The sequence below is a fragment of the Cellulosimicrobium sp. SH8 genome, assembly GCF_025818875.1.
GTDB lineage: Bacteria > Actinomycetota > Actinomycetes > Actinomycetales > Cellulomonadaceae > Cellulosimicrobium > Cellulosimicrobium cellulans_D.
In genome coordinates, this window is the sequence record NZ_JAMXMH010000002.1 from 30932 (window position 1) to 49013 (window position 18082).

Annotated in this window: 13 protein-coding genes; 4 read left to right on the forward strand and 9 right to left on the reverse strand. The window is 75.4% G+C overall.

Annotation, left to right across the window (positions count from 1 at the left end):
• Positions 1-32: 32 nt before the first annotated feature.
• The 3 genes from NF338_RS02855 to NF338_RS02865 are packed head-to-tail and all read right to left on the reverse strand — an operon-like array spanning position 33 to position 6165.
• Positions 33-3695 carry an ATP-binding protein gene (locus NF338_RS02855; RefSeq protein ID WP_264029781.1) on the reverse strand — a complete coding sequence of 1221 codons (3663 nt, stop codon included), beginning with the start codon at positions 3693-3695 and terminating at the stop codon, positions 33-35.
• Positions 3695-4459 (reverse strand): DUF4194 domain-containing protein, encoded by a 765-nt coding sequence (locus NF338_RS02860; protein WP_264029412.1) that lies wholly within the window; start codon positions 4457-4459, stop codon positions 3695-3697. Before NF338_RS02860 ends, NF338_RS02855 begins: the two co-directional genes overlap by 1 nt.
• Positions 4456-6165, reverse strand: coding sequence for a DUF3375 domain-containing protein (locus NF338_RS02865; protein WP_264029413.1), 1710 nt, complete (start codon positions 6163-6165; stop codon positions 4456-4458). Before NF338_RS02865 ends, NF338_RS02860 begins: the two co-directional genes overlap by 4 nt.
• A gap of 377 nt (positions 6166-6542) precedes the next feature.
• Here NF338_RS02865 and NF338_RS02870 point away from each other — a divergent pair, with 377 nt between their 5' ends.
• The gene (locus tag NF338_RS02870; protein WP_264029414.1) at positions 6543-7244 is read left to right on the forward strand and encodes a vitamin K epoxide reductase family protein; all 702 of its coding nucleotides are present in this window, start codon (positions 6543-6545) and stop codon (positions 7242-7244) included.
• Positions 7245-7378: 134 nt separating this feature from the next.
• Here NF338_RS02870 and NF338_RS02875 read toward each other — a convergent pair whose 3' ends face one another.
• Together NF338_RS02875 and NF338_RS02880 are read right to left on the reverse strand one after the other, a co-directional pair.
• Positions 7379-8872 (reverse strand): S1 family peptidase, encoded by a 1494-nt coding sequence (locus tag NF338_RS02875; protein WP_264029415.1) that lies wholly within the window; start codon positions 8870-8872, stop codon positions 7379-7381.
• A 117-nt stretch (positions 8873-8989) separates the two neighbouring features.
• On the reverse strand, positions 8990-9961 hold the full coding sequence (locus NF338_RS02880; RefSeq protein ID WP_264029416.1) for a LysR family transcriptional regulator: 972 nt from the start codon (positions 9959-9961) through the stop codon (positions 8990-8992).
• Between the two features lie 87 nt (positions 9962-10048).
• On the opposite strand from NF338_RS02880, the gene NF338_RS02885 reads away from it, so the two are divergent.
• Entirely contained in the window at positions 10049-10705 is a 657-nt protein-coding gene (locus NF338_RS02885) for a TetR/AcrR family transcriptional regulator (protein WP_264029417.1), read from the forward strand.
• A 31-nt stretch (positions 10706-10736) separates the two neighbouring features.
• Here NF338_RS02885 and NF338_RS02890 read toward each other — a convergent pair whose 3' ends face one another.
• The 4 genes from NF338_RS02890 to NF338_RS02905 form a co-directional block, all read right to left on the reverse strand.
• Positions 10737-12383, reverse strand: coding sequence for a methyltransferase (locus tag NF338_RS02890; protein ID WP_264029418.1), 1647 nt, complete (start codon positions 12381-12383; stop codon positions 10737-10739).
• A gap of 104 nt (positions 12384-12487) precedes the next feature.
• The gene (locus NF338_RS02895) at positions 12488-13024 is read right to left on the reverse strand and encodes a hypothetical protein (RefSeq protein ID WP_157759579.1); all 537 of its coding nucleotides are present in this window, start codon (positions 13022-13024) and stop codon (positions 12488-12490) included.
• Between the two features lie 108 nt (positions 13025-13132).
• Positions 13133-13753, reverse strand: a complete 621-nt coding sequence (locus tag NF338_RS02900) for a hypothetical protein (RefSeq protein WP_264029420.1) — start codon at positions 13751-13753, stop codon at positions 13133-13135.
• A 94-nt stretch (positions 13754-13847) separates the two neighbouring features.
• Positions 13848-14585, reverse strand: a complete 738-nt coding sequence (locus tag NF338_RS02905) for a DUF981 domain-containing protein (RefSeq protein ID WP_264029421.1) — start codon at positions 14583-14585, stop codon at positions 13848-13850.
• Positions 14586-14955: 370 nt separating this feature from the next.
• Between NF338_RS02905 and NF338_RS02910 the strand changes: the two genes are divergently transcribed.
• Together NF338_RS02910 and NF338_RS02915 are read left to right on the forward strand one after the other, a co-directional pair.
• Entirely contained in the window at positions 14956-15639 is a 684-nt protein-coding gene (locus NF338_RS02910) for a TetR/AcrR family transcriptional regulator (protein WP_264029422.1), read from the forward strand.
• 136 nt (positions 15640-15775) lie between these two features.
• Complete coding sequence (locus NF338_RS02915; RefSeq protein ID WP_264029423.1) at positions 15776-18013, forward strand: glycoside hydrolase family 3 N-terminal domain-containing protein; 2238 nt, start codon at positions 15776-15778, stop codon at positions 18011-18013.
• The last annotated feature ends 69 nt before the right edge of the window (positions 18014-18082 follow it).

The window sequence follows — 18082 nt, forward strand, 5'->3', positions numbered from 1 at the left end:
GCCCCGCCGTCGGGTCGCGGCGGACCAGGGCCCTACCTCGTGGCGGGCTCGGGTTCCGGCGCGGTCGCGACGTCCGTGCCCGACGGCGGCGCCTCGCCGGCCGTGCGGCCGTCGCGGTACGCGGCGATCGACAGGGTCCGCAGGCGGGACGACCGCCCCGACGGGTTGTCGACGAACCCGACGGCCGAGATGTACGGCTCGATGACGTGGATCTTCTGCAGCGGCGTGACGATGAGGAGCTGCAGCCCCAGGCGCCGGAACAGCTCGAGCGCGAACCGGGTCGACTCGTCCGACCCCCGGCCGAACGCCTCGTCGATGACGACGAACCGGAACGCCGTCGAACGCACCGCGCCCCAGTCGAGCTTGAACTGGTAGGCGAGGGACGCCGCGAGCACGGTGTACGCGAGCTTCTCCTTCTGCCCGCCGGACTTGCCGCCGGAGTCGGAGTAGTGCTCGTGCTCGGAGTCGTCGGCGCGCGAGCGCTCGGACGCGGAGAGCACGAACCAGTTGCGCACGTCCGTCACGCGCCGGCGCCAGGCCTCGTCGAGGTCGGTCATGCCCTCGCGCCCGCGGAACCGCTCGACGAGCGCCTTGACGCGCAGGAACCGGTCCTCCGAGTACGACAGCGCGTCGGCGTCCCCCGCGACGGACCCGTCGCCCTCCGCGAGCGCGCGGTCGTCCTCGGCGAGGATCCCGTCGCCGTCCGTGCACGCGCGCAGGTCCTGCTGGAACTCGCGCACCTCCAGGTTCGGCGTGCGCGACATCTCGAGCCGGATGTACCGACCAGGGTTGTAGTCGATCGCGCGGAGCGAGTCGTTGATCGTGTCGATCCGGTCGCGGATGACGTCGGCCTGCTTGGCGAGCTCGGCCGCGAAGCCCGCGATGTCGCGGATCGCGTTGGTGTTGAGGTACGCCTTGAAGTCGGCCTCGAAGCGCGGGAGGTCGTCGCGCACGAGCCGGTCGTGGATCTCGCGGTAGCCGTCGGCCGACCGCACGTCCGCGTCGAGCTCGGCCGTCTCGACCGGGTACGCCGAGCGGAACGACGCCATCTGGCCCGCGACCCGCGTCCCGAGGTCGGCTCGCTCGCGCTGCGCCTGCTCCGCCTCGGCCGTGAGCCGTGAGCGCACCGCGTTCTCCACGGCGTCCAGGTCGGCCGCGCGCGTCGGGCCGGTCGCGCCGTCACGGTCGGAGCCGTCCCGGTCGACGCCGCCGGGCGGGCCGACCGTCGCGAGCTCGCGGTCGAACTCCGCCGCGAGCGCCGCCGTCGTCTCCTCGTCCAGCACCTCGCCCGCGCCGTCGAGCACCGCCCGCGCCCGCTCTCGCGCGGTGCGCGCCTCGTCGAGCGCGTGCCGGTCCGCGCCGAGCGTCGCGACCACGCGGTCGCGCTCGGCCTCGAGCTCGTCGTGGCGGCGCGCGTTGTCGTCGAGCAGCGTCGCGATCCGGCCGAGCTCGTCGCTCGCCTGCTCGAGCCGCCGCTTCTCCTCGGCGAGCTCGGCGATGCGCGCCGTCTCGGCGCCCCGGTCGAGCTCGTCCCAGTCGCGGTAGACGTCGAGCCGCCCGAGCGCGGCGGAGCGGGCCTGGAGGTCGGACCGCTCGGCTGCGACGGCCTCCCGACGGCGCGCGACGACGTCGCGCCGGGCGGTCACCTCTGCCGCCTGCTCCAGCAGGGCATCGATCTTGGCCTGCGTGGACCACCCGAGGACGTAGCCGCGGCGGTCGTCGACGGCGCGCGTGTCGTTCTTCTCGTGGTGGTCCGGCGAGTGCTTGACCTGGCCGGCGCGCGTGATCGCGCGGGGCAGCCGACGGAACGCGTCGAGGTCGGGCGCGCACGCGTGGTCGGCGCGACGCTCCAGCTCGGCCTCGACCCACGCCGTGAGCGACGGCGCGTCGTCGAGGCGGCGCACGTCGAGCAGGTCGGCGAGGAGCGGGACGTCGTCGCGGGGCGCGGGCCGGGCGGCCGGCACACGCTCGGGCACCCGGTGGTACACGAGCCGCAGGCCCAGGTGCTCGCGGTCGACCCACGCGGACACGGCGTCGTAGTGCGCCGCGGGCACGAGGAGGGAGAGCGCGAAGCCGCGTAGCACGCGCTCGGCCGCGCCCTCCCAGTCGGCGTGCTCGGGGCGCACCGCGAGCAGCTCGCCCACGAAGGGCACGTCGCCCGGGGTCACCCCGACGCCGGCGCACAGCCGGTCGCGGACCTCCAGGTGGGTGCGCGGCAGGTTGGAGCGCCGGTCGGCGAGGCTCGCGAGCTCGGCCTTGACGTCGGCGGTCTCCTGCTCGACGGCGCGCAGCTCCGCGGCGACCTCGCTCACCCGCTCCTCCGCCCGGGCGAGGTCGTCGCGCACCCGCACCGCGGCGTCGTCGGCCGCGCGCCGCAAGGCGGCGAAGGCCGCGGCATCGACGAGCGCGGCAGCCACGCCCGCCGCCCCTCCGCCGAACCCTGGCTGGCTCCCCACGACGCCCTCGCCCCGGGGAGAGACACCGGGTTCGGCAGCCTCGGGTGCAGCGAGCGTGAGGCCCGCCGCGGCGGCGTAGCCCGCGAGCTGGGCGACGCGGCGCTCGCGCGCGGCACGCTCGACCTCGCGGCGCGCGACCTCGCCCTCGATCGCGGCGAGCCGGTCGCCGCCGTGGCCCGCGCGCTCGAGCTCGAGCCGCTGCCGCTCGGCCGCGAGGAGCCCCAGCTCGTCACCGACCCGCTGACGGCGGGACTCGCCGTCAGCGACGCGCTCGTCGAGCGCGCCGATCAGCCCGTCGAGGTCGGCCACGCGGCGCGACGCCGTGAACGCGCGCAGGGCATCGCGGCGCGCGACGAGCGCCGCGGACCGCTCCCCCAGCACGTCGTGCGCGTCGCAGTCCGCGAGCAGCGGCGCGAGACGCTCGATCTGCGCGGTGGCCCGCACGACGGCGTCGTGCGCGCTCGTGAGGTCGTCGAAGTGCGCGACGAGCCGGTCCGTCCAGCGGTCCGCGTCGAACGGCTCGAGCATGTGCTCGCGCACGAACTCGCCGAGGTCGCCGACCGACTTCATGGACACGGTCTGGTGGAACAGGTCCATCGCCTGCTCCGACGGGATGCCGAGCAGGCGGCGGAAGTCGCGCCCGTACTCGGGGAAGTGGTCGCGCACCTGGGCGCCGGACTCGCGCAGCCGACGCCGCAGCGCCGCCACGTCGCCGCCGAACCCGGCGAAGTCCGCCGTGATCGTCAGCGGGCGGTCCGCCGTGACGAAGAACCGGTCCGGCTGGCCCGACTGCCCCGGCGCGAGCCAGAACACCTGGGCGAGCGTGACCTCCTGGTCGAACCCGCGGTTGGAGAACCGGCCCAGCACCACCGAGTACGTGCCGCGCTCGCGCAGCCCCACGTGGCGGGTCGTGCCCGTGGCCTCGTCGCGCTCGGACTTGTAGTGCCCCGCGACGTACGAGCGCAGAGACCGCTCGCGCGCGCCCGCGCCCGCCGCCTTGTTGTAGGAGATGCGGTGCGACGGCACGAGCAGCGTCGTGACGGCGTCGACGATCGTCGACTTGCCCGACCCGATGTCGCCCGTGAGGAGCGCGTTGCGCCCGTCGAGGTCGAACGCCCACACGCGCTGGTCGAACGTGCCCCAGTTGAGCACCTCGAGCCGCTCGAGGCGGAAGCCCGCCCGGGCGTCGAGGTCCGCCGCCGGGTCGTGCAGCTCGACCGCGCTGAACAGGCCCTCCATCACGCCACCGTCCTCGTCGTCGTGCCTGCGCTCGTCGCCGCACTCGTCCCCGAGCTCGTGCCGGTGCCCGCCGTGCCCGACGCCGTCCCGCGCGCCCCGCCGTCGGCGGCGAGCTCCAGGTACTGCGCGAGGCGCGCGTCGAAGTCCGCGAGCCACTGCGCGTCCACGAACGCCTTGAGGATGCGGCGCACCTCGTACCGCCGCGCGTCGCCCGCGGCCGGGTCGCCGTCCTCGACCGGGACGGCCCCGCCGTCGGGCGCACCGTCCGGGTCAGGACGGCCCGCCGGGCGCAGGAAGCCCAGGTCGACGACGCGTCGCACGAGACCGTCCACGCGGTCCACCAGCCGGGCCTCGTTGGCCGCCGCGCCGGCGTCCTGCGCGAGGAACACCCGCAGCAGGTCGACGATCTCCGTGCGCGCGAGCACGAGCCGCGTCTCGCCGCCCTCGGAGTCCGCCTGCGCGAGCCGCTTGCGCAGCAGCGCGAGCAGCAGGCTCACGTCGAACGGCAGCTCGCGGCGCGGGATGAGGCGCGGCACGCGCTCGTCGCGCTCGTGCTCGGGCTGCGAGCGCAGGTAGGCGTAGCCGTCGCCCTCGTCGACGACGACCTGCAGGCCCATCATCGCGACGGTGTCGCGCACCTGCGCCTCGCGCGCGAGCAGCTCGCGCCACAGCGCTTCGCCGGACTCGCGGTAGACGACGCCCTTGAGGAGCGACGTCACGACGACGGACAGCTCCGGGTCGCGCGCGGGGCGGGTCGTGCTCACGGGGTCTCCTCCGGGGCGGGGTCGGCGGTCTCGTGGGGACGCTCGGCGGCTCGGGCGGTGGGCGGGGTGTCGAGGACGGCGACGGCGTCGTGCGGCGCCCGCGGCGGGTCGCCGCCCGCCCCGGTGCGCCGCGCGTACGTGACGCGCGGCAGCCGCGCGACGCGCAGCACCGGGTCCGGCACCCCGTCGTCGGCGACGGGACCGGTCGGAGCCTCGCCCTCCCAGCGCACCTCGTCGGTGCGCTCCTCGTCGTGCACGACGACGAAGCGCGGGTCCTCCAGCGACAGGTACGTCACGAGCTCGGCCAGGCCGTGCTCGAGGGGCGCGGCGGCGAGCAGGTCGGCGAGCGCGACCTCCCCCGGGCCGCCCGGGGTGGTGAGCGTCGCACGGACCACCCGTGCGAGGCGCTCCGGGTCGACGTGCACCTGGTCGTACAGCGCGTCGACCTCGAAGTCGTCGTCGCCGGCCTCGACGTGGTCGGAGTCGAGCCGGGCCGTGGGCCGGGGCGAGAAGAGCGGCCGTTCCGTCGGCAGCACGACCTCCGGCGCGACGGCGTCGACCGCCATCGCCGGGGGACCGCCCGCGCCCGGTCCACCCTGCCTGCGGGCGACGTCGCGCGCGGCGAGGGCCTTCGCCTCCACGCCGCGCAGGATGTCCATGACACGCCGGTTCTCGAGCCAGACCTGGTCGTCGAGGAAGCGGCGGAGCTGCTCCGAGAGGGTCCGCACGGTCGCCTGCGTGCGCTCGCCGGCGTCGAGCCAGTCGTAGTGGACGCGGCGCAGCCGGCGGTGCTCGTCGTCGACCGCGACCCGCACGCCCGCGTCGGGACCTGCCGCCTCGGGCGCCGGCCGCACGACGTCGGGCACGATCGCGTCGAGGGACTGGACGCGCTCGACGAGCGCGGCGAACTCCTCCTGCCGGCGGCGGTCGAGGAGGAAGTCGTAGAACGCGTGGAACGAGCGGCCCTGGTCGGACTCGGCGATGGCCGTGCGCGACCGCACGACCTCCTCCAGCAGCTCGCCCTTGGCGCCGTCCCAGCCGGTGATGCGCTCGCGCAGCTCGCGGTCGAGCGAGCGGAAGTTCGCCTCGACCTCGCGGAAGTCCGAGAGGAGGTCGGCGGCGGTCTGCGTGAGCTGCTGGTAGCGGTCACGCTGCGCGGCGGCGTCGAGCACGGCCACGCGCCCGGCGCGGACCTGCGCGATCTCCTCGTCGATCGCGGCGCGCCGCTCCTCGAGCTCGCGCAGGCGCTCCGCCGGGTCGGTCTGGGTCCCGACGGCGAGCTGGCGCAGGAGCTCGAACACCGTGTTGAGCCGCGACTCGGTGCCCACGAACCCACGGCCGCGCAGCGACGCGACCCAGCGCACGGCCTGCTCGACGGCGGGCGTCGCGTCGTAGTGCGGCTCGCCGGATCCCGGCGGGTACCAGGCGCGGAGCCAGCCCTGGTCGGGGTGCGCCCAGTGGTCGACGTACGCCTGCGGGGCCCGCGGGTACCGCGGCTCTGCTCCCGAGGCCCGCGCGGACCGGCCGTCGACCGCCCACAGGTGGTCGTCGAGCCGCGCGACGAGCTCGCTCTCGGGGATCGCGCGCACGTTGTCCTCGACGAACAGCGTGCCCAGGAACGACAGCACGAGCGGCGCCGTGTCCGCGCGCAGGAGCCGCCACGCCGCGCTCGACCGTCGCAGGGAGTCGACGTCGTCGTGCTGCACGCAGGTCCTCTCGGGCGGGGGGGTTCCGGTCTGGCGGCGCCGCGGGGAGCGCGCCCCCAGATCTTAGGTCGCCACTCCCCCACGACCGGGACGACCCACCGGGCGGACGCACCCGGCCCGACGGCGAGTGCTGCGTCCGCGCGCGACGGATGCGTCCCCGGACGCAGCGCTCGAGCGGGAGCGCATCGCTCGGGGGCGGCCTGGGCGCGAGCCCAGGATCCAGGACCATGGTCCCTGTCGGCCGGGGGCGCGGGCTTCGTAACCTGGGTGCGGCGCCGAGCCGGCAGCGCGCCCACCCTGCCGGCCGGCGCCACCTTCTGCCCGCCCGCCGGGGCGTCCCCCGACCCGGCGGGGCCCCGCGGACCCGAGGACCGCCCGTGACCGGAACGACCACCGCCCTGACGGACGACGCGCGCGCGGGCCGGACGCCGTCGGGCACGGGGGACGCGCCAGACGCGGCGTTCGACGCGTTCGCCCGGCCCACCGGCTGGACCCACTCCCGCGGCGTGCTGTTCGGCGAGATGCTGCTGTTCGGCCTGCTCAGCCTCACCGCGGCGTTCGTGCTGTCCTACGACGCCGTGCTCCTCGCCGCGAACCCCACCGCCACGCTGTCGTGCGACGTCAACACCGTGCTGTCGTGCGGGACGGTCGCGCAGTCGTGGCAGGCGCAGGTGTTCGGGTTCCCCAACGCGTTCCTCGGCCTGATCGCGGAACCCATCGTCATCACGACGGCGGTCGCGGCGCTGGGCGGGACGCGGTTCCCCCGATGGTTCCTCTTCGCCGCGCAGTGCGTGTACTTCCTCGGCGTCGTCTTTGCCTACTGGCTCTTCTACCAGTCCATGTTCGTCATCGGCGCGCTGTGCCCGTGGTGCCTGCTCATCACGGTCTCGACGACGCTCGTGTTCGCGTCGCTCCTGCACTGGAACGTCCTGGAGGACAACCTGTACCTGCCGCGCGCCGCGCAGGCGCGGCTGCTCGGGTTCGTGCGCTCGGGAGCCTTCGGGTACCTGGTGGCGGCATGGCTCGTGGGTCTCGCGATCCTCGTGGTGCTCAAGTACGGCCCGGCGCTGCTCGCCTGACGGGACCCCTGCGCGCGGCGAGCCGCGCCGAACACGTCCCTGCACGCCGTCGAGCACGAGGTTGCTCCCGGAAAGAGGACCGGAACGACAGCAACCTCGTGCTCGACGCGGACAGGGTCAGGCAGTCAGGGGGCTCAGGGGGTTGTCGTGGCCAGGGTGTAGGGGCCTGAGCCTGCGTAGGCGTGCACGACGAACCGGTAGTAGCCCGCCGCGCCGTTGTACGTCAGAGACTCGTTGGCCCCCGGCGACGTGGACTGCGCGACCGTCGCCCACGACGCCCCGTTCCACTGCTGGAGGTACAGGTCGTAGTCGCTGCCCGCCGGGCCCGTGACGCAGCCGCGGTGGGTGCCCGCGGTCGCGGCCGTGTAGTAGGACCCGTTCGGCTGGACGGCCGTCGCGCCGGCGGAGAGCGTGCCGGTGTACGTCCGGGCGTAGCCGGTGCAGCCGGTCGGGGGCTCGGGGTCGCCGCCCCCGCCGCTCGTGACGAGCGTGAGCCCGTACGCGGACAGGATCTCCCCGACGGGCTGGAAGTACGTCGTGCCGCCGGAGCTGCAGTTGCCCGACCCGCCGGAGGTGACGCCCTGCGCCTGGTTGCCCGCGAGCAGCGAGCCGCCGGAGTCGCCCGGCTCGGCGCACACGTTCGTGCGGATGAGGCCGGTGATCGTGCCCTGCGCGTACGTGACCGAGGCGTTGTACGCCAGGACCGTCCCGCAGTGCCAGCCGGTCGTGGAGCCCGACCGGCACACCGACGCCCCGACCGGCGCCTGCGTCGCCCCGGCCACGGCCACCCGGCCGCCCGCGTAGTTGTTCACCGCGCCGACGGGCGTGTTGCCCGCGTCGACCTGGACCCAGGCGTAGTCGTTGCCGGGGAAGCTCGACCCGCGGAACGTGCCGGCCGGGCCCGACGTGCGCGCGCCCGTCGAGCCGCAGTGCCCGGCGGTGACGAACCCGCCCTGCACCGCGAACCCGACCGAGCACCGGGTGCCACCGCCGATCGTGTAGGCGTTGCCGCCGACGACGTCGATCAGCGGCCGCGGGACCTCGGCCGTCTCCTCGTACGCCACCGCGTCCGCGGGCACGCCCGCGGCCGCGACCTGCTCGGCGACGTCGGACTCGCCACCCTCGCGCACGGAGACGACGACGCGGTTGCGCGTCACGTCGACGTACCAGCCCGGCAGCGCCGCCGGGTCGTCCGCGAGCGCGCCGTCGAGGGTCGCGCGCCAGGTCTCGAGGTCGGCGAGCGTGTGGTCCACGGTCACCGCGGTGGCGCCCTCGGCCCGCACCGCGCGGGCGTCGGCGGCGTCGGTGACGCCGACGTAGAGGACGTTCGCGGCGTCGTCGACCCAGGCGCCCGCGTAGTCGGCGCCCAGGCGACGCTCGAGCGCCGCCTCGGTACCCGCCGCGTCGGACTGGAAGGCGAGCCGCGTCCGTGCGTCCCGCGCGCTGAGGCCCAGGTCGCGCTGCAGCGCGCGCTCCAGGCCGGGGGTCGTCTTGGGGACAGCGCGCACCGTCGCGCGCTGGTCCTCGGGGGCGGGCGTGCCCGCGACGGCGTGCGTCGCGGCCGCGCCCGTCAGGAGCGTCGCGGCGGCGGTGACCGCGGCGATCCTCCTGCGGAGTGGTCGTGTCATGTCGTCCATTCCCTTCGCCGGGCCGGGCGGCCCGGTCGAGGGTCACGCTAGGGAGACCTCCGGCGCACGCCCAGATCACGATCAGGTCATACGCGGGCGCTATGTGCGGGTCCGCCCCTACGCGATCTCCACCGGGTGCTCGGCGCGCCAGCGCCGGTAGCGCGGCGAGCGCTGCACCGCGTCGCGGTGCGCCCCCGCGGCGGCGCGAGCGATCGCGTCCACCGGCAGACGCTCGGCCGCGTCACGGCGCCAGCCCACGTGGTGCGTCCAGCGCAGCGGAGCCCCGTCGAGGGCGACCGTCCGCACGCCCGGTGCGTCGAGCAGCACGGGCTGGACGAGCGCGACCGCGTGGCCGCCGCGCACCTGGTCGATGCACGACGTCCGGTCCGACTCCCCCATCGCCCGCGGCGTGAACCCCGCGCGTACGCACGCGCTCACGAAGCACCGCTCGAAGCAGCCGGTGCCCGGGGCCGTGAGCCACAGCGCGTCGGCGAGCTCGCCCAGCCCGACGGCGTCCCGCGCCGCGACCGGGTGGTACTCGTCGACGAGGACGAACACCGGGTCCGTCGAGACCGCCGTCCACACGAGGCCCCCGTCCGCCGGCGGGGCCGCGTCGCCGCACATGCCGACCAGCGCGACGTCGAGGGTCCCGCTCGCGAGCCGCTCCGCCGTCTCCTCGACGGACCACGACGTCGCCGTGGTGACGAGCAGGTCGTCGACCCCGAGCGCGGCGGGCAGCGCCGCGTGCAGGCGGCTCGCGAACAGCCCGCCGATCGCGGAGCTCACCGTCCCGACACGCACGGGCCCCGCCGTCGCCCGGTCCGACACGTGCCGCCGCGCGTCGTCGACGAGCGCGGTCATCGCGGGCAGCACGACGCGCGCGTGGCGCAGCACCAGCTCACCGAGCTCGGTCGGGCGCGCCCCCTGGCGGTCGCGCGTGAACACGCACCCGCCCAGCGTGCGGTCGATCCGGTTGAGCTGGGCGGTGAGAGCGGGCTGGGCGAGACCGAGCGACGCCGCCGCCTTCGTCACGCTGCCCGACTCGGCCACCACCACGATCATGCGCAGGTGACGCACCTCGAGGTCCATGCGACCTGAACGTATCGGTGCGGCACTGCCCTGTCTCGCGGCGGTCTCGCAGGCCTTCCGGACGGCTCAGCCGCATAGGCTGCCCCCGTGAGCGCCGACGACGACGCAGACGTCCCCTCGCCCCGGGTCCCGCGCGGGCGCGGCGGCCGCCGCCGTCAGGAGATCCTCGACGTCGCGGCGGCAGCGTTCGCGACGCGTGGCTACCACGGGGCGTCGCTCGCCGAGATCGCCGACGAGGTCGGGATCTCCGCGCCCGCGATCCTCCACCACTTCCGGACCAAGGAGGGGCTGCTCACCGCGCTCCTCCACGCGCGCGACGCCGAAGACGCGGACGGCGACGACGGTCCCGCCCGCGCGTCGTCCCGTCCGCACGGGCTCGCGTACCTCGACCACCTCGTCGACACGGTCGCGCGCAACGTCGCACGGCCGGGCATCACCCAGCTCTACGCGGTCCTGTCCGCCGAGGCCGTCACCGACGGGCACCCCGCGCAGCAGTGGTTCCGCGACCGCTACGTGGGCCTGCGCGCCCTGGTCGAGCGCGCGCTCGAGGAGGCCCTGGAGCGTGGCGAGGTGCCCGCGGGCACCGACGTCGAGCAGACCGCGGCGGCGATCGTCGCCGTCATGGACGGCCTCCAGGTCCAGTGGCTCCTGGACCCGGACCGCGTCGACATGGTCGCCGTGACGCGGCGCACGATCGACGCGCTGCTCGCCGCGCTCGGGGCGCCGCCCGCCGCCGGCACGTGACCCGGGTCCCGGCCAGCACCGGTACGGGGCGTCAGCCGACCGGGGTCAGGAAGCCGTCGCGCACGAGTCCCCGCACGGTCGGCAGCAGCTCGCCCGCGAGGTCCTCCGCCGGCACCTCGAAGAGCGCGGCGATCGCCCCGACGAGCTGCCCGACCGTGAGCTCGCCGTCGCTCGCCCCGACGAGCGCCGCGAGCCCCGTCGACGCCTGGACGGCCCGCCCGAACCCGTCGCCCTGGCGCAGCAGGACGACCGTGGGGTCGGGCGCTCCCGGCGTGTGGAACCGCTCCTCGGTCACGTCGGGCGCGACGGCGAGGCGCGCGCCCCCGAGCGCGGCGTCGTCGCGGGCCGTGAGCCAGTCGTGCGCGGCGAGCGCCGCCGCGAGGTGGCCCCCCAGCGGCTGGCGGACCGGCCCGGTGCGCTCCTCGAGCCGGCGCAGGGTGGGCCGGTCGCCGTCGAGCGGGCGCCGCAGGGTCACGATCCCGAACCCGACGGCCTCCACGTCGCGGGCCGCGAAGTCGTCGAGCCACGCGTCGTAGGCGGCGGCCCAGGCCCCGGGCTCCCGCTCCGGCGTCGTCCCGCCGTCGCGGATCCACGTCTCCGCGTACTCGGCCGGGTCCTGCACCTCGCGCTGGACCACCCAGCCGTCCAGCCCGGCCTCGTCGAGCCACGCCCCGACGCGCTCGTCCCACGGGACGCCACGGCGGTGCTCCCAGTTGCCGAGGAGCTGGGCCACCCCGCCCGGCGCGAGCACCGCGCCGACACCTGTCACGAGGTCGCGCACGACGTCGTCGCCCGCGCGCCCGCCGTCGCGGTACTCGTACGCGGGCAGCGCGTCCACCCCGCCGCCCCCGCCGCGCGGAGTGATGACGAACGGCGGGTTCGACACGACGAGGTCGAACCGCTCGCCCGCCACCGGCTCGAGCATCGACCCCGCGCGGAGCTCGATCGGTGCGCCGGACGCCGCCGTGTTGACCGCCGCGTTGAACGCCGCGAAGCCGAGGGCCCGGCGCGAGATGTCGGTGCCGACGACCGACCCTGCGTGCCGCGCGGCGTGCAGGGCCTGGATCCCGCAGCCCGTCCCGAGGTCGAGCACGCGCCCGACCGGGGTGCGGACCGTCACCTGCGCGAGCGTCAGGGACGCCCCGCCCGCGCCGAGCACGTGGTCCGGCGCGAGCCGGTGGCCCGTCGCGAGCTCGCCCAGGTCCGAGGACAGCCACCACGTCACCGGGCCCGCCGCGTCCGACGCCGCGTACGGCCGCAGGTCCACGACGGCCCGCACGGCGTCGTCGTCGGCTGCGCCCGCGGCCTCGACCAGACCGAGCCGCCGGGCGCCGTCGACCCCCGTGCTCCCGAGGGCGGCGTCGAGCGCGGCACGCGGGACGTCGTCGCCCAGGAGGAACAACGCCGCCAGCGCGGCCGTCGGATCGTCGTCGCGTCCCCGCAGCGCGCGCCGCGCGGGCACGGCCTGCTCGCGGTGCAACGCAGCCGACGCGACCGGGCCGAGCACCCGCTCGACGCCGTCGACCGTGAACCCGGCCGCTGCGAGGTCCGCGCGCAGCGTCGCCGCCGCTGCCCCGAGCTCCGCCGGCGTCAGGCCCGCGCCGGGCGGGGCCGGGCTCACGACGGCGTCCGGTGCGGCGGGCAGGGAGGAGGCAGGTGCGGCGTCGGCAGGAGGCATGGGTCCATCCTGGCGGATCCGCGCGGGGAGAGCCGGTCCGGCGCCGGACGCACCGGACCCCGGCGCGCCGAGGCGGGCCGGGGTCCGGGTGGGAGCAGGGGACGTCAGCAGTTCTGCGTGCCGTACACCGCGACGTTCTGGGCGGAGGTCTGGAACGACTCGTCGGTCATGAGCGACGTGATGGAGGACAGGTCGGCGCTGGCCGGGTCGTCCACGGCGGTCTCGAGCGTGTCGGTGAGCTGGCGGAACACGCCCGTGACCGTGTCCCAGTCGCCGCTGATCTCGGCGGGGGCCTCAGCAGCCTCGAGGGACGCGGTGAACGTCTCGAACTCGGTGACGGCGGCGGCCGGGTCGCTGGAGTCGATCGAGCCGAGCGTGCTCTGGGCGTCGAGGAGCGTCTGGTAGGCGGTGCAGAAGTCGCCCGACGCCTCGGCGTCGCCGGTCTCCTCCTCCGTGGCGTCCTCCGACTCGGTCGTGTCGGTGGACTCGTCCTCGGCCGGGGTCGTCTCCTCCGACGCGGTCGTCTCGGAGTCGGTGCTCGCGTCGTCGCCCGAGCCGCCGCAGGCGGCGAGGCCGAGCACGAGAAGGGCGCTCGTCGCGAGGGCGGTCGTGGTCTTCGTGATCGTCAGTCGGTTGCGCATGTGCCCCATGGTTTCCCATGGCGACGCCTCGCGCGCCCTCAAACCGCCGAGGTGGGGACCGCTCCCCATGTGGCGAGCGCCACGGGGTGAAAGGCCGCAGTGACCCGGTCAGCGGGTGCAGCCCGCCCGGAAGTAGTCCGTGACGGCCTGCGACGACGACGTGAGCGCGCCGGTGTCGATGCGGCGCCCGACGCGGTCGATCGCCCGGGACAGCTCGCCCGTGTCGCGCGCGCCGGTCGCCTCGACCTCGTCGGCGATCATCGTGAGATAGGTCGTCACGACGGCCCAGTCGCGCGCGATCTCGCCCGGTGGTGTGGCCCCGGCGAGCGCGTCCCGCGCCGTCGTGAAGCCCTCGACCAGCGCCTCGGGGTGCTCGACGGTGAGATTGACCTGCGCCTTGGCCGCGGCCCCCCACGCGACCTCGGCGTCCCGGCAGACCGGGTCGACGGCGGTCGCGGCGGCGGGGTCCGCCGTCGTGCCCTCGGCCTCGTCCCCCGGCTGGGCCGCCCCGTCGTCGGGCGCGGCCCCCGGGGTGTCGTCGGCGCCGTCGTCGTCCACCGGGGCGCCGTCCCCGCCCTCGGACGCGGCGGGCGGGGACGGCACGGCGGCCGGGGCGGCGTCGGGCAACGACACGACGTCGAACGCCCCGCTCGCGACGACGGCGAGGCACAGCCCGGCGACGACGGCGAGGACCGCGGCATGGGCCACGACGCGCACCGGTGATTGCATGGCCCCTATGATGACGCCTCGCGCGCGCGAGGCGAACCCCGCGAGCCGTCCTGGCCCGCGGGGTCCCGACCGCCCGCCGGACGGCGGCCCGTCGTCAGCCCATCGTGTTGACGATGAGCCCGATGTGGGTGAAGAAGTTCATGGCGCCGAACAGCAGGAACGCCACCCCGGACAGCCCCCAGGCCCAGCCGATGACGGTCCGCACGACACGGCGCCCCCAGCGCACCGCGAACGGGAAGAGGATCGCCCCCACCCCGACGAGCGCGATGAGCCCCGACATGAAGATCGCCTCGACGAGCGGGTAGGCGGCGAACGCACCCGAGATGGGCTCCTCCGGCGGCGCGGCGAAGAGCTGGTACGTGACGCCCGCGACCGCGATGGCGACGAGCCCGAGGCCCATGCCGAGCACGAACACCGAGACCGGGCGGGCCACGGCCTGCAGGTGCTCCGTCGCGTCCGCGCGCTCGAGCGCAGCCCGGCCGCGCGTCCACAGGTAGAACGCCGCCGCGAGCAGCAGCACGCCGAACGCGAGGCTCGTCTCGCCGAAGATGATGTTGTCGAACGGGAAGCCGCCCGCGGCGAGCGGCCACGTGAGCGTCATGTGCAGACCCGTCGCCGTGAGGATCGTGCCGAGCACGCCGAACGCGAGCGACCACCCCTCGACGACGACCTTCCCCGGCGACCGGAGCAGCTCACGGCCGAGCATGACGAGCAGGATCAGCCCGGCGCCGACGGCGACGGACATCACGGTGTTGTACGTGGGCATCTGCGCCCAGTCGATGACGAGCCCCTCGGCGGCGACCATCTCTGTCCACTCCTCGTTCGTTCCCACGGACCGCAGTCACGGCCCGAGAGCGATAACCATACGTGCGTATAGGTTATTCCGCGGGGCCCTCGCGCCCCCACGCGCGCTCGGTCGCCCAGGGTGAGCGCAGACCGGGGCGAGTCGAAGCAGGTCGGGGTGGGTGGTGGTGCCGCGTCGTGGTCGGGCCTGGACGAGGGATCGTCCGGAGTGAGCTTGCGAACGCAGGACGATCCCGACCGAAAACACGGGAGCCGCGAGGAACGAGCGGCGGATGGTCGACGCGGCACCACCACCCACCCCGACCACCCAGGGCGACCACACGCCGTCGGGCACGGTGACCACGTCTCTACCTCGTCGGGCTCCGGGCGCGCGGCGACGGCCTCACTACGATGGCCCCGTGGACGACGGAGCGGGCACCATCGACCGGGCGGCGCGGCGCGACGAGGAGAGCGCCGCGGCCGGGGCGACGCGCGGGACGGTCCACGACCCGGCGCACGGCGCGCGCGCGACGGTGCAGGGGCGCAGCGCGCAGCGGCAGCGCGCGATGGTGGAGGCGGCGGCGCACCTGCTCATCGAGGAGGGCTTCGGCGCCGTGACCCACCGCCAGGTGGCGCGGGCGGCGGGCGTGCCGCAGGGCTCGGCGTCGTACTACTTCCCGACGAGCGCGTCGCTGGTCTCGACGGCGGTCGAGGCCGCGGAGGACGTGCGCGCGACGGCCGCGCAGCAGCGGGCGGACGCGCTGTCGCGGGAACCTCGTTCGAGCACGGCGACGGCGCGCGAGCTGATCGAGACCTTGTACGCGCCGCACGTGGACGACACGGTGGTCGACGTGCGGCTGGACCCGATGCTCACGGCGATGCGCGACCCTGCGCTGCGGCCGATCATGCGGGCGTCGCGCCCGCGTCTGCTCGCGGCGGCGCGGACCGTGCTGGACGCGTCGGGGCACGCGCACGTGACGGACGTCGACCTGGTGGCGCACGTCGTCGACGCAGCGCTGCTCTCCGCGGCGGCGGCGGAGGACGGGCGCGTCCTGGACCACGCGACGGAGACGGTCGCGCGCTTCCTGGACCACTGGCACTGAGGCCACAGACTTACTTACCGGTTATTCAGTTTTACCGGTAGAGTGGCCGCGCCCGGGCTCCCGAGCGCGTCGGTGGCGACCCGCCCGACATGCACCGCCCCGGGGAACCGTCGCCGTCGCCGTGGAAGGACCGTCCGTGAGCACCCTCCCCTACCTCGACCCCGCTCTGCCCGTGGCCGACCGCGTCGAGGACCTCCTCGCGCGGATGACGCTCCCCGAGAAGGTCGGGCAGATGCTGCAGCTCGACGCGCGCGACGGCGTCGGGCCGGCGGTCCTGGACAAGCACGCCGGGTCGCTGCTGCACACGTCCCCGCAGAACGTGGTCGAGGCCCACGCGCTCACCGGGCAGACCCGCCTCGGCATCCCCCTGCTCGTCGCCGAGGACTGCATCCACGGCCACTCCTTCTGGGTCGGCGCGACGATCTTCCCCACGCAGCTCGGCATGGCCGCCACGTGGGACCCCGAGCTCGTCGAGCGGGTCGCCCGCGCCACGGCGGTCGAGGTCGCCGCGACCGGCATCCACTGGACGTTCTCCCCCGTGCTGTGCATCGCGCGCGACCTGCGCTGGGGGCGCGTCGACGAGACGTTCGGCGAGGACCCGTACCTCATCGGCGAGCTCGCGTCGGCGATGGTGCGCGGGTACCAGGGCGACGGCCTCGCGGACCCGACCGGGATCCTCGCGACCGCCAAGCACTTCGCCGGCTACTCCGAGACGCAGGGCGGCCGCGACGCGAGCGAGGCCGACATCTCGCCGCGCAAGCTCCGGTCCTGGTTCCTGCCCCCGTTCGAGCGCGTCGCGCGCGAGGGCTGCGCGACGTTCATGCTCGGCTACCAGTCCATGGACGGCGTGCCCGTCACCGTCAACGGCTGGCTGCTCGACGACGTCCTGCGCGGCGAGTGGGGCTACACCGGCACGCTCGTCACCGACTGGGACAACGTCGGCCGCATGGTCTGGGAGCAGCACATCCAGCCCGACTACGTGCACGCCTCGGCCGCCGCCGTGCGCGCGGGCAACGACATGATCATGACCACGCCGAAGTTCTTCGAGGGCGCGCTCGAGGCGGTCGCCCGCGGCCTCGTCGAGGAGACCGCGATCGACGCAGCCGTGCGCCGCATCCTCACGCTCAAGTTCCGGCTCGGCCTGTTCGAGGACCCGCGTCGTCCCGACGTCGCACGCCAGGAGGCCGTCATCGCCTCGGCGGAGCACACCGCCGTCAACCTCGAGGTCGCGCGGCGCTCGCTCGTCCTGCTCGCGAACGACGGCACGCTCCCCTTCACGGGCGGGCGCACGGTCGCCGTCGTCGGGCCCAACGCGGACGACGACCACACCCAGCTCGGCGACTGGGCCGGCGCGTCGGGCCAGGCCGACTGGCTGCCCGACGGCCACCCGCGCGAGATGACCACGACCGTCCTCGACGGCTTCCGCGCCCTCGTCCCCGAGGGCTGGACGGTCACGCACGCGCGCGGCGCCGACATCCTCACGCTCGAGCCCGACCCGGAGGGCGAGCTGTTCCCCGACGGGCAGCCGCGCCCGCAGGTCGTCGTGCCCGCCGAGCCCGACGACGCGCTGATCGCCGAGGCCGTGGCCGCGGCGCGCGACGCGGACCTCGTCGTCGCCGTCGTCGGCGACCGGATCGAGCTCGTCGGCGAGGGCAAGTCGACCGCGACGCTCGAGCTCGTCGGCGGCCAGGTCGCCCTGCTCGACGCGCTCGTCGCGACCGGCACCCCCGTCGTGGTCGTCGTCGTCGCGTCCAAGCCGCTCGTGCTCCCGCCGTCCGCCCACGCTGCGGCCGCGATCGTCTGGACCGCGAACCCGGGCATGCGCGGCGGGCAGGCCGTGGCCGAGCTCGTGCTGGGGCAGATCGAGCCCGAGGGCCGGCTCCCGATCTCCTTCGCGCGCCACGCCGGCCAGCAGCCCACGTACTACAACGTGGTCCGCGGCCAGCACGGCGACCGGTACGCCGACCTCACCCAGCGCCCCGCCTTCGCCTTCGGTGACGGCCTGAGCTACACGACGGTGGAGTACGCGGACCTGCGCGTCCTCGGCTCGGTGCACGGTCCCGACGACGTCGTCCGTGCCCAGGTCACGCTGACCAACACCGGGACGCGGCCCGTCCGCGAGACCGTGCAGGTCTACGTGAGCGACACGGTCACGTCCGTGACGTGGGCGGAGAAGGAGCTCAAGGCGTACCGGAAGGTCGCGCTCGCGCCCGGCGAGTCCGCCGTCGTCGACCTCGAGGTACCCGTCGCGGACTGCACGCTCGTCGACGCGCAGGGTCACCGGGTCGTCGAGCCGGGCGAGTTCGAGCTCCGCGTCGGCCCGTCGTCCCGCGAGGACGCGCTCCTGCGCGTGCCCTTCACCGTCAAGGGCTGAGAGCGGACCCGGTCCGCGAGACCGGCACGACGACGCCCGGGCCGTGGAAGGCCCGGGCGTCGTCGTGCG